Source organism: Pseudomonas sp. BS3782 TE3695 (genome assembly GCF_050435305.1).
Lineage (GTDB): Bacteria > Pseudomonadota > Gammaproteobacteria > Pseudomonadales > Pseudomonadaceae > Aquipseudomonas.
Genome location: NZ_JBNDKB010000001.1, coordinates 618063 through 630250, shown reverse-complemented (window position 1 = coordinate 630250; position 12188 = coordinate 618063). Strand labels below are relative to the sequence as shown.

Annotated in this window: 11 protein-coding genes and 1 pseudogene; 10 read left to right on the top strand and 2 right to left on the bottom strand. The window is 61.2% G+C overall.

Features of this window, described 5'->3' with window-relative positions:
* The first annotated feature begins 2 nt into the window (after positions 1 to 2).
* The 8 genes from ABH909_RS02825 (at position 3) to ABH909_RS02790 (ending at position 8571) form a co-directional block, all read left to right on the top strand.
* Positions 3 to 914 carry a TauD/TfdA dioxygenase family protein gene (locus tag ABH909_RS02825; protein ID WP_008074870.1) on the top strand — a complete coding sequence of 304 codons (912 nt, stop codon included), beginning with the start codon at positions 3 to 5 and terminating at the stop codon, positions 912 to 914.
* A gap of 15 nt (positions 915 to 929) precedes the next feature.
* A complete protein-coding gene (locus ABH909_RS02820; RefSeq protein ID WP_429430347.1) occupies positions 930 to 1955 on the top strand; it encodes an ABC transporter substrate-binding protein in 1026 nt (341 codons plus the stop codon).
* Between the two features lie 5 nt (positions 1956 to 1960).
* Positions 1961 to 2821 (top strand): ABC transporter ATP-binding protein, encoded by an 861-nt coding sequence (locus ABH909_RS02815; RefSeq protein WP_429430345.1) that lies wholly within the window; start codon positions 1961 to 1963, stop codon positions 2819 to 2821.
* Positions 2822 to 2840: 19 nt separating this feature from the next.
* Positions 2841 to 3707: an ABC transporter permease gene (locus tag ABH909_RS02810; RefSeq protein ID WP_429430343.1), complete on the top strand. Its 867-nt coding sequence runs from the start codon at positions 2841 to 2843 to the stop codon at positions 3705 to 3707.
* Between the two features lie 158 nt (positions 3708 to 3865).
* Positions 3866 to 4648, top strand: a complete 783-nt coding sequence (locus ABH909_RS02805; protein ID WP_429430341.1) for an efflux RND transporter periplasmic adaptor subunit — start codon at positions 3866 to 3868, stop codon at positions 4646 to 4648.
* Entirely contained in the window at positions 4645 to 5964 is a 1320-nt protein-coding gene (locus tag ABH909_RS02800) for an efflux RND transporter periplasmic adaptor subunit (protein ID WP_429430339.1), read from the top strand. Before ABH909_RS02805 ends, ABH909_RS02800 begins: the two co-directional genes overlap by 4 nt.
* Entirely contained in the window at positions 5965 to 8061 is a 2097-nt protein-coding gene (locus tag ABH909_RS02795; RefSeq protein WP_429430337.1) for a biotin/lipoyl-binding protein, read from the top strand.
* Positions 8062 to 8073: 12 nt separating this feature from the next.
* Entirely contained in the window at positions 8074 to 8571 is a 498-nt protein-coding gene (locus tag ABH909_RS02790) for a GNAT family N-acetyltransferase (RefSeq protein ID WP_429430335.1), read from the top strand.
* A gap of 117 nt (positions 8572 to 8688) precedes the next feature.
* On the opposite strand, the gene ABH909_RS02785 is transcribed toward ABH909_RS02790, so the two are convergent.
* Both ABH909_RS02785 and ABH909_RS02780 read right to left on the bottom strand, forming a co-directional pair.
* On the bottom strand, positions 8689 to 9000 hold the full coding sequence (locus ABH909_RS02785; RefSeq protein ID WP_429430333.1) for a DUF6916 family protein: 312 nt from the start codon (positions 8998 to 9000) through the stop codon (positions 8689 to 8691).
* 53 nt (positions 9001 to 9053) lie between these two features.
* The gene (locus ABH909_RS02780) at positions 9054 to 9641 is read right to left on the bottom strand and encodes a phage tail protein (protein ID WP_429430331.1); all 588 of its coding nucleotides are present in this window, start codon (positions 9639 to 9641) and stop codon (positions 9054 to 9056) included.
* A gap of 247 nt (positions 9642 to 9888) precedes the next feature.
* On the opposite strand from ABH909_RS02780, the pseudogene ABH909_RS02775 reads away from it, so the two are divergent.
* Positions 9889 to 11154, top strand: a pseudogene (locus tag ABH909_RS02775) (glycosyltransferase family 39 protein); the annotation flags it as partial.
* A gap of 187 nt (positions 11155 to 11341) precedes the next feature.
* A complete protein-coding gene (locus ABH909_RS02770; RefSeq protein ID WP_183683322.1) occupies positions 11342 to 12178 on the top strand; it encodes a sulfotransferase family protein in 837 nt (278 codons plus the stop codon).
* The last annotated feature ends 10 nt before the right edge of the window (positions 12179 to 12188 follow it).

Below are 12188 nucleotides of genomic sequence, written 5' to 3'. Positions count from 1 at the left end.
TTATGTCAGCCGTCTCTTTTTCTCCAAAGCCTGTGTCAACGAGCGTCGCCGCCATTGCGTCGCAATCCTTCGAAATCCGCCCGTTCAGCGGCGCCGTCGGTGCTGAAATCATCGGCCTGGACCTGTCCCGCCCGATCAACGACCGGGACTTCGCCCGTGTCCATCGTGCGCACCTGGATCATCACGTGGTGGTGTTCCGCGACCAGCGCATTACTCCCGATCAGCAGATTGCCTTCAGCCGCCGTTTCGGTGTGTTGCAGATCCATGTGCTCAAGCAATTTCTGCTGGCCGGGCATCCGGAAATTCTCATCGTTTCCAACATCATCGAGAACGGCCAATCCATCGGCCTCGGGGATGCCGGCAAGTTCTGGCACTCGGACCTTTCCTATAAAGAGCTACCAAGCCTGGGCTCGATGCTGCATGCCCAGGAGCTGCCGTCCGAAGGTGGCGACACGCTGTTCGCCGACATGCACAAAGCCTGGGACAACCTGCCCGAGGCGCTGCGCAAAGCCGTCGAAGGGCGCTCGGCCGCGCACTCCTACACGGCGCGCTACAGCGAGAGCAAATTCGAGGGCAACTGGCGCCCGACCCTGACGCCGGAGCAACTCGCTCAGGTCGCCGAAGTGGTTCACCCCATCGTCCGCACCCACCCGGAAAACGGACGCAAGGCATTGTTCGTCAGCGAGGGCTTCACCACCCGCATCGTCGGTTTGCCGGAAGACGAGAGCAAACAATTGCTCGACGAGCTCTACGCCCACAGCGTGCTGGCGCAAAACATTTACCGCCATCAATGGCAGGCCCACGACCTGGTGTTCTGGGACAACCGTTCGCTGATTCACCTCGCCGCCGGATGCCCCAGTCATCTGCGCCGCAAGTTGTATCGCACCACCATTCAGGGCGACGCGCCTTTCTGATTTCGGAGAATTCCCATGTCCAAACGTCTTCCATTTGCACCCTTGGCTGCGGCCATTGGCCTGGGTTTCAGCCTGCTCGCCGGCAGCCTGGTAGCGCCGACCGTGGCCCACGCCGAAGGTGAAATTCGTATCGCCGAACAGTTCGGCATCGTGTATCTGCTGCTCAACGTGGTGCGCGATCAGAACCTGATCGAGAAGTACGGCAAGCAGGAAGGCATCGACATCAAGGTCGACTGGACCCAGCTCTCCGGCGGCTCGGCGGTCAATGATGCGTTGCTTTCCGGTTCCATCGACATTGCCGGAGCCGGCGTCGGCCCGCTGCTGACCATTTGGGACCGCACTCACGGCAAGCAAAACGTCAAAGCCGTGGCCTCCCTGGGCAACTTCCCTTACTACCTGGTGAGCAATAATCCCAAGGTCAAAACCATCGCCGACTTCACCGAAAAGGACCGCATTGCGGTGCCGGCGGTTGGGGTCTCGGTGCAGTCGCGCTTCCTGCAATACGCGGCGGCCAAGCAATGGGGCGACGAGGAATTCAATCGCCTCGACAAGTACACCATCGCCGTTCCGCATCCGGATGCTACCGCGGCACTGATCGCTGGCGGTACCGAGTTGAGCGCGCACTTCTCCAACCCGCCGTTCCAGGATCAGGCGCTGGAAAATCCTAACGTGCATGTGGTGCTGAACACCTATGACTTGCTTGGTCCGAACTCGCCGACGGTGCTGTTCGCCACCGAGAAATTCCGCGACGAGAACCCGAAAACCTACAAAGCCTTCATCGCCGCGCTGACCGAAGCGGCCGAGTTTGCGCAGAACGATAAAGGTGCGGCGGCCGACACTTATATCCGCGTCACCAAGGCCAAAATCGATCGTGCGGCGTTGCTGAAAATCATCGACAACCCGCAGTTCGAGTTCAGCATCACGCCGAAAAATACCTACCCGTTGGCCGAGTTCCTCTACCGAGTCGGTGCGATCAAAAACAAACCGGATTCGTGGAAGGATTACTTCTTCCAGGATGCCCAGCCGCTGCAAGGGAGCTGACCGACATGAACGCCCCTTTGCAAGGCCACACGGTCAGCAAACCGATCGCGGCAGCTCAAGCGCTGCTGTCGGTCGATAACGTCAGCCTCGAGTACCGCACGCCGCAGCGGGTGGTGCGGGCGACCCACCAGGTCAGTTTCGAGATCGATCCGGCGGACCGCTTTGTCTTGCTCGGCCCGTCCGGTTGTGGCAAGTCGACGTTGCTCAAGGCCGCCGCTGGCTTCATCCAGCCAGTGGAAGGCGAGATCCGTCTGCAAGGCCAGCGGGTCGATGCGCCAGGGCCGGACCGGATCGTGGTGTTCCAGGAGTTCGATCAGCTGCCGCCGTGGAAGACCGTGAAGCAGAACGTGATGTTTCCGCTTCTGGCCTCGAAAACCCTCAAGCGCAGGGAGGCCGAAGAGCGAGCGCTGCACTATCTGGAAAAGGTCGGCTTGGCGGCGTTTGCCGATGCTTATCCGCACACCTTGTCAGGCGGGATGAAGGCTAGGGTCGCCATCGCTCGGGCGCTGGCGATGCAGCCGAAGATCCTGTTGATGGATGAGCCCTTCGCCGCCCTTGATGCGCTGACCCGACGCAAGATGCAGGAAGAGTTGTTGCTGCTCTGGGAAGAGGTGCGTTTCACGCTGCTGTTCGTTACTCACTCCATCGAAGAGGCGTTGGTGGTGGGCAATCGGATCTTGCTGCTGTCGCCCCATCCGGGTCGGGTGCGGGCGGAAGTCCACAGTCATCAATACGACTTGCACAGCTTAGGTGGCGTGGCGTTCCAGGCATCGGCGCGGCGGATTCATCGACTGTTGTTCGATGAAGGTCAGTCGCCGGAAACCGAGCGTGCGCTGGATTTCGCCGACATTCGCATCGCTTATTGAGCCATTGGAGGATTGCCCGATGAGCCATTCATCATCTGTGCGTAAAGAGTACGAAACTGTTTTGCAGCCGCTGACCAGCGTACCGCTGGAGCGTGAATTGCCGCTCGGCCAGCGTCTCTGGCAGCAAGGCTGGCTGCGCAAAAGCCTGATCCTGATTTTGCTCGCGGTGCTTTGGGAGGCCGTCGCCCGTTACCAGAATAACGACCTGCTGCTGCCGAGCTTTTTGCAAACCGCCAGCGCGCTGCAGGACGGCCTGCTCAGTGGCGAACTGCTGGGCAAGGTGTGGATTTCGTTGGTTGTTTTGCTCAAGGGTTACCTGATCGGCATCGTTCTGGCGTTTGTCCTGACGACGCTGGCGGTGTCGACCCGGTTCGGTCGCGATCTGCTGAGTACGCTGACCTCGATGTTCAACCCATTGCCCGCGATTGCGCTGTTGCCCTTGGCGCTGCTGTGGTTTGGCCTGGGGCAGAACAGCCTGATTTTCGTGCTGGTGCATTCGGTGCTTTGGGCCTTGGCGCTGAACACCTACGCCGGGTTTCTTGGCGTTTCGGAAACACTGCGCATGGCCGGGCGCAACTATGGCCTCAAGGGCATGCGTTTTGTGCTGTTCATCCTGATCCCGGCGGCGCTGCCGTCGATCCTTGCCGGCCTGAAGATCGGCTGGGCTTTTGCCTGGCGGACGTTGATCGCTGCCGAGTTGGTGTTTGGCGCAACCAGCGGCAAAGGCGGGTTGGGCTGGTACATCTTTCAGAATCGCAATGAGCTGTACACCGACAAGGTGTTTGCCGGCCTGGCGGTGGTGATTCTGATTGGGTTGCTGGTGGAGAATCTGGTGTTTGATTCGTTGGAGCGGGTGACGGTGAAGCGGTGGGGGATGCAGCGCTGAGTTTTGCGGTGACTGATCTGGCGCCATCGCGAGCAAGCCCGCTCCCACAGGGTTCTGTGTCGAACACATAGTCCGCTTCCATTGAAGATCACTGTGGGCGAGCTTGACGCTCACCCCCGCTGTCGTAGACTCCGCTCATCCGTCAGGGAGTTACGGTTATGCGGCGATTTCGTGTTTGGGTTGCGGGATTAACCTTTTTAACGTGCGTAGTACAGGCGCAAACGCCTGCGCCAGACGATCCGCTGCTGGAGAACAGCGCGGTTGACGGGAATGCGTCGGCCAGCAGTGAAGCCCGTGGTGTGCTGCGGGCCCGGGATCAGGCTGTGCTGGCCAGCGAGTTGTCGGGGCGGATTGTCGAGTTGCCGTTCAGTGAGGGCGAGTCGTTCAAAAAGGGTGACACCCTGGCGCGGTTTGACTGTTCGGCTTATCAGGCCCAGCTCAATGCGGCTCAGGCCGCCAGCCGTGGCGCCGGTGAAGAGTTGGCCCACAACAAACAACTGGCGGCGTTGAATTCAGTCGGGCGCTTTGAAGTGGCGCGGGCCGAGGCCAAGGTCAGCGAGATTCAGGCGCAGTCTCAGGTCTATCAGGTTCAGGTCAAACGCTGCAGCGTGGTGGCGCCGTTTGATGGTCAGGTCGTCGAGCGCAAGGTCAAACGCTACGAAAGCGTTGCCGCCGGCGCGCCGCTGCTGGACGTGGTCGATAACCGCACCCTGGAAATTCACCTGTTGGTGCCGTCGCGCTGGATGGGCAAGCTCAAGCCCGGCCAGACCTTCAGTTTTGTCCCCGATGAAACCGGTCAGCCGCTGGATGCGACGGTCAAACGCCTCGGTGCGCGAATCGATGAAGGCAGCCAGACTTTGCTGCTGGTGGCGGCATTGCCCAAGGTTAACGGTCTGTTGGCCGGCATGAGCGGAACGGCGCATTTCGCGGAGCTCAAATGAACGCCCCGGTGACCGGCGGCGCCGAGCAGGTATTCGCCAGGTTTCTCGACCTCGAACGCCAGACCCGCGCCGCGCGCACGCCTTCGCAACTGGCTTACAGCCTGGTGAATGACGGTCAGGCGCTATTCGGTTTCCGCCATGCCGCGCTGTTGATTGCCGGAAAAGTGCAGGCGGTGACGGGCGTCAGTGCCGTGGACCCGAACGCGCCGTTCGTGGCGTTTGTCGAGCAAGCCGTCGCGCAGCTGTTCAAGCTTGATGTGCTGAAACAGGCGCGGGTAATTGCGCCCGATCTTCTCAGTGAACCGATTCTGGCCGACTGGCAAAGTCTGTCAGCCGCTCAGGTGTTCTGGCTGCCGCTGATCGATCATCAGGGCGAGGTGTTCGGCGGTCTGTGGCTGGCGCGGGATGTGCCGTGGAACCCTTCCGAACAAGTGCTGTTGTCGCAACTCGGCGACACCTACAGCCATGCCTGGCTGGCGCAGCAACCGCGCCAACCCTGGCGACTGCGCTGGACGCGCAAGCGTCAGGTGGCGTTGCTTGCCGTGTTGTTGCTCGGGTTGCTGATCCCGGTGCGCCAATCAGTGTTGGCCCCGGCCGAAGTCGTCCCGTTGGGCGGTCGGGTGGTCGCGGCACCGCTGGACGGAGTGATCGCCGAGTTTCTGGTCAAACCCAACCAGACAGTGAAAACCGGCGACCTGCTGCTGCGCTTCGAAAGCACCACGCTCAAGGCTCAGGCCGATGTGGCCGGGCGTGCCCTGGGCGTTGCCGAAGCGGAACTCAAGGCCAATTCCCAACGCTCCTTCGCCGATGCCGAATCCAGTTCGAAAATCGATCTGCTGGCGGCGCGAGTGGAGCAGAAGCGCGCCGAACGGGATTACGCCCGTGAACTGCTCAAACGCAGCGAAGTACGCGCCGAGCGGGATGGCATCGCTGTGTTCGCCGACGCCGAACGCTGGACCGGCAAACCCGTGCAAACCGGCGAGCGGCTGATGGAAATCGCCGACCCGAACCAGGCCGAGTTGCGCATCGAGTTGGCCGTGGGCGACGCGATCGCCCTGGAACCGGGGGCGCAGGTTGCGCTGTTTCTCGACAGCGATCCGCTGCGGCGGCACTTGGCCAAACTCGAGCGCTCGGCGTACGAAGCGCAGCCCACCGCTGCCGGGCAACTGGCTTATCGACTGGATGCAACATTTGACGCTGCCCCACCGCGCATCGGCTTGCGTGGCACCGCGAAAGTCTTCGGCGACCGTGCGCCATTGGCGTTGTACCTGTTGCGTCGACCGTTGGCCGCGTTGCGTCAGAGCGTGGGCCTGTAGATGAACTTGCCGAGCCTGCGGGCGGACCTGCAATTGTCGGCGGCGGCCCCCGCCCTTGACGGGTCGCCGTGCTGGACCCTGGCCGACCCGGTGCGCGGGCGCTATTTCAAACTCGGTGCGGCGGCGATGCGCCTGCTGCGCCATTGGTCGTTGGGCGATCCCGAGCACGTGCTGCGTGCCGCCAACCGCGAACCGGGGCTGCCGCTGGATGGTGCGGCGCTTGAGCAATTGCTGGAGTTTTTGCGCGGCCACGACCTGATCAGCGCCCTCGACCCGTCGCAGCGCGCCAGTTATAGCCTGAAGGCCGCAGCCCAGCGCCAAAGCCTGTGGCAAATCCTGCTGCATCAATACTTGTTTTTCCGGATTCCGCTGTGGCGCCCGGACGCCTTTCTCAATCGCGCCTGGCCGTGGCTGGAGCGTTTCGGCCCGCGTGCATTGCGCTACGGATTGCCCGTGACGCTGGGGCTCGGGGTGTTTCTGGTCTCGCGAGACTGGCAGCGGTTTATCGCCACCTTTCCGCACCTGTTCAGCCTCGGCGGTGCCCTGGCGTTTGCTGTGGCGCTGTTTTTCGCCAAGCTGTGCCACGAATTCGGCCACGCCTTCATGGCCAAGCGCGCCGGTTGTCGGGTGCAGAGCATGGGCGTGGCGTTTATGGTGCTGCTGCCGATGTTTTACACGGACGTCAGCGACGCCTGGCGGGTCAATGATCGTCGGGCGCGGTTGCTGATCGGTGCCGGCGGGGTGTTGGCGGAACTGGTGTTGGCGTGTATCGCGCTGCTCGCCTGGTCACTGCTGCCTGACGGCCCCGGGCGCACGGCGGCGTTCATGCTCGCCAGTGCGACCTGGATCGCCACATTGGTGATCAACCTCAATCCGTTCATGCGTTTTGATGGCTACTTCTTGCTCAGTGATTTCTGGGAAGTGGAGAACCTTCAAGGGCGGGCCTTTGCCTTGTGCCGCTGGCGGCTGCGCGAGTTTTTGTTCGGCTACGCGGCCCCGGCGCCGGAGCCGTGGTCGCCGAAGATGCAGCGACGTTTGTTGATCTGGGGGTATGGCGCGTGGCTGTGGCGCGCGGTGCTGTTTTTCGGGATTGCGCTGGCGGTCTATCACCTGTTCTTCAAGGTATTGGGAATTTTCCTGATGCTGGTGGAACTGGTGTGGTTCATCTTCCTGCCGATTCTGAGCGAGTGGCGGCAATGGTGGAGCCGTCGCGAACAGGCGCATGCGCCTCGGGTACTGGTCAGTGGTCTGGCGTTGCTTGGGCTGTTGTTGCTGCTGGCGTTGCCATGGCGCAGCGCGGTGGAGTTGCCGACGATGCTTGAGGCCGGACGCGCGAGCGCTCTGCACGCGCCGGTGGCGGCGCGGGTCAAAACGGTGAATGTGCATGATGGTCAGATCGTCGCTCAAGGTGAGGTGCTGATCGAACTGGAATCACCGGATCTGGATTCACGCCAGGCCATCGTCCGTCGCGAAATCCAGATTCAGCAATTACAGATGCGTCGTCAGGCCGGCCGTAGCGAAACCGCCGCCGACGCCGGAATCGTCGAGCAGCGTCTAGCCGAAGCCGTGGCCGAATATCGGGGCCTGGCCGCTCAGCGCGAACGCCTGCTGCTGCGCGCGCCCCACGGTGGCAAGGTGCGCGATCTGTTGCCACAGTTAACGGTCGGCCGTTGGCTTTCGACCAAAGATCCTTTGGCGCGAGTGGTCGAGGACGGCGCGCGGTTGCGCGGTTATCTGGCCGAAGCCGAACTCTGGCGTGTCGCTCCGGGTGCCAGCGGACGGTTCATCGCCGATGACCCGATGCACCCGGCGATCGCCGTGCAATTGAGCGAAATCGATACTAACGGCGTGGCTTATGTCGATCAGGAAGCACTGACCTCCGATCACCACGGGCCGATCGCCGTGCGCCGCGATCAGCATCAGCGCGCCGAGCCGGTGCAGGCGCAGTACGGCGCGCGGTTGAGCCTCCTTGAAAATACCCCGACGCCGGTGCAGCCGTTGCGCGGCATTGTGGTGTTGCAGGGCCGTGGCGAGTCGTTATTGGGAGTCGTCTGGCGGCGCATGGCGGCGCTGGGGGTCAGGGAAAGCGGTTTCTAAGGAGGAACAGCGATGGCGAATATCGATTCAGTGGCAGCGGACGGCTTGGTAGTCAGGCCTTCGCGGACCAGTGATGGACCTTTTCTGCACAGCCTTTATCAGGCGGCGCGACCGGATCTGCAATGGATCGACGGTGAGCAGGAAGTGGTTGAGCAGGTGGTTGCCCAGCAATTCAGGGTGCAGGAACAAGGGCTGGGGGAGAACTTTCCCAACGCCATGCATTACGTGATCGAGAAACTCGACACAGCCATCGGCGCACTGACCACCGACTTCGGCCCCAACGAAATTCGCGTGCTGTACCTGGCGTTCATTCCACAGGCCCGAGGCCAGGGATACGGTCGGATGGTGCTGCAAGGTGTGCAAAAAGCCGCACAACAAATCCGCTGCCCGGTGGCGACGGTGGTCTGGGCCAATAACCCCCATGCGCGCCAGCATTACCTGGCGCTGGGGTTTCAGGTTGAAGAGCGCAACCCGGCGGCGGAGCGGTTGGTGTGGTACCCGAAGGTTTGAACCCACCACAATCTCGTGTAGGAGCTGCCGCAGGCTGCGATCTTTTGATCTTGCTCTTTCAAGATCAAAAGATCGCAGCCTGCGGCAGCTCCTACATAAGGCGATCGGCGTCGCTCTTCAGTTGAACGCGATATAGAAATACCCCAGTTGCGGATCACGCCCCATGGCCGGCACTCGCGACACAAAAATATCTTCTACCTGACCCAACTCCGGCAACTTCAGCGCACACAAGCCATCGACAAAGTCGGTGGGTTGCAGGCTGTTGAGCTCGACACTGAACGGCATGCGCTCGCTTTTGGGCATCTGTGAATGCGGTGTTTCTTTAAGGGTGTCGATATGGATCGGCAATTCACTGCCATCTGGTAGCCGCAGCGTCCCTGTCTTGCCCAGCAGTGCCTGAAAGTGCTGGCTTTGAACCTGTTGCAGCATGGCATCACTCCATAAGCAAAGTGACCGGGGGATTTGAACCCCCGGCCAGACCCTCAGTTACGCGAAGGGAACAGCCCGCTCAGGGCGATGCTGAAGTTGAGCACCAGGAACGGGTTCATCACCGCCATGGGCAAGCCGTTGCCGGCGGACGAGATTTCCCCCGTCACCGTGGTGGCTACGCCCTTGAGCGGCACGGCCGCGGCACCTTGCTGATCGGAGTAAATACTCGCCGAGCCCGGCCCGCCGCTCGAGGCGCCGATGTACGAGTTGGTTGCGGTCGGGTTGGTGACCGGGTTGCTCGCCGGGCTGGCCAGTTGCAGGGTGGTGGTGGCTGTGAGCCCGGCCAGGGCGTGGGTGTGGTTGGGCAGGTTATTGATGGTCGCGGTGACGTTCTCGGTGCCAGAGACTTCGCCGATGACCCGCGGGGTCAGGCCCAAGCCGTTGCCCATGGCGACTGGCATGCGACCTTGCAGGTTGGGCAGCATGAAATTGGTGGTGCCATTGCCGCCGTAGTAGGTTCCCAGCAGTGCGAAAACCGTGTTGTATTGCGAGATGCTCAGCGTCTGGCCGTTGCACAGGGCCCAGCCGTTGGGAGCGAAGTTAAAGGCGAAAGACTGGATAGTGCCGATGAATACTTCCATGGTTCCTCATCCCTCAGGTTAGTGTCTGATGCGTCACGTTGCAGGCCCGGTTAACCCGGGAAGTTCGCGCTATCAGCCGACTCCTTTCATCTCCATGGCTGGTTCACGCCACGCCAAAGCGTAGACGCTGATCGGAATGATTGCCGGACGTCGTCCGTCGCACGGCCAGCATCGACGTCGGGCTCGTGCCTGTCCTACAGTGCTGGAGAAGCTTCGGTTTTCACTTGGCCGTTGCAGAGGGAAGGCAATGGAGGCGCGCAGAGAAACACCGCTGGGCGATACCCAGGACCCGCATGCGATGCCGGGGTCGTGGGCGGCTGCCCGTCGCTTGCTGCGATGGGCACGGGAGCATTGGCTACTGTCGATTCTGACGCTGGCCGCACTGGTGCGTTTTTACCACCTGACGGCGGCAGCGATTCGGGGCGACGAAGGGTCCAGCCTGTTGCTGAGCCAGTATTCCCTGGCCGGGATCTGGGAGCACGCGGCCCATGGTGTGCATCCACCCCTGTATTTCATGCTGCTGCATGGCTGGGTCGACCTGTTCGGAGATGGCATTTTTTCGATTCGCAGCCTGAGTGCGCTGCCGGGGATTGTCACGGTGGGGCTCAGCGTCTGGTTGGTGGACTTGCTCGCCACCCGCCGTGCCGCGTTGCTGGCCGGGGTCCTGCTGGCGCTGCTGCCCACGGCGGTGCATTACAGCCAGCAAGTGCGTATGTATTCGTGGCTGGGGCTGTGGCTGATCGCTGCCACGATTGCCTTGATGTATTGGATCAAGCGGCCGCAACACACGCGCTACCTGGTGATTTATACCCTGCTGATGAGCGCGGCGTTCTACACCCATTACTTCACGGCGTTTTGCGTGCTATGTCACTGGCTATACCTGGGACTGATCCGCGTGCAACCAGGGTATCGATTGCGGCACATTCAGCGCCCAGGCTGGTGGCTGGCCAATATGGCGATTGTGGCGTTGTACCTGCCATGGCTGCCCAATCTGTTCGATCTGATGCAGCACATGGATCAGCTCAAAGCCAATGGCGATGCGGGGTGGGAGGCGTTCGGCACGCTCGGCTCATTGCCTTCGATGATCTGGTCGTTCCTGATCCAGGACGATGGCGAGAACCTGCCCACGCTGATTTTTATCGCGTTGCCATTGGCGGTGCTGGCCTTGGCGGGTGTGGCGCTGACACGCGATCGCAGTGTTTTCCGTGGCAGTGCGCTGGCGCTGATCTACACCGTTCTCCCATTGTTGCTGGTATTTGCGGTGTCGTTCATAGCCCCGGTGTTCATCGAGCGCTACCTGAGCGCTTATGCCCTGGGCGTGCCGATGCTGGTGGCGCTGGCCATCGATCGTTTGTACGCGGACTTCAAGGTAGTGGCGCTGGCCGTGCTGATGCTGTTTGTCGGCATCGAACTGGTGGGGCTGAAGAACAATGCCACGGTGGATACCGACGATCAGATCAGCGTCATGGTCAGCTATGTGAACCAGCACTTCGCTCCCGGCGACCGAGTCGTCGCGCCTTTGCCCCAGGGTTGGCAGAAGTAGGCCGTATTCAATGGCTTAATCGATTCATCTTCCAGTGGGCTATATGAATCATCTGTTTCAGTGGATTTAGCTCCGATTTGATATCAAAACACCACTAGTCGCACGGCCATTCATGGTCTACGCTCGTCATACAAATGGACTTCTGGCGGGTGAATGGATGCAGCGCTTTCACTTTATTTCCGGCTTGCCGCGTTCCGGCTCGACCCTGCTTTCTGCCATTCTTTTGCAGAATCCGCGTTTTCATGCCGGTATGACCAGCCCCGTGGGTGCGCTCTTTTCCGGTGTTCTGGAACAGTGCAGCGCCGGCAGCGAATTCGGTGCGGTGATCGACACCGACCTGCGTCGCCGTCTGTTGCGTGGCCTGTTCGACTCTTACTACGCCGACAAGGCCGACAAACCGGTGGTGTTCGACACCAACCGCCTGTGGAGTTCGCGCCTGCCGGCGATCAGCGATCTGTTCCCTCAAGCCAAAATCATTGCCTGCGTACGCAATGTCGCTTGGGTCATGGACAGCATCGAACGCCTGTACCGCGCCAACCCCTTCGAAAACACCAAGCTGTTTGGCGATGCGGTCGAACGCAACACGGTCTATAGCCGCTGCGAAACCCTGGCCCAGCGCAATCGGCTGGTGGGGTTTTCTTGGGCCGCCCTCAAGGAAGCCTATTACGGCGAACACGCCGACTCGTTGCTGATCATTGATTACGACCTGCTGAGCCAGGCGCCGGAGCGGGTGATGCGGCTGGTCTACGATTTCATTGGCGAACCCTGGTTCGAACATGATTTCGACCATTTGGCCTACGACGCACCGGAATTCGACCAGGCCCTCGGTCTCTCGGGGCTGCATAAGGTGAAGGCCAAGGTCCAGCTGCAATCCAGGCGAACGATCCTGCCGCCGGACCTGTTCAAGCAGTACGCCGAGTTGTCCTTTTGGCTCGATGGCTCAGCCAGCGCCGCCAATGTCATTCGTATGAAAGCCGACGCCGCGATCAGTTGATCGCGGCGTT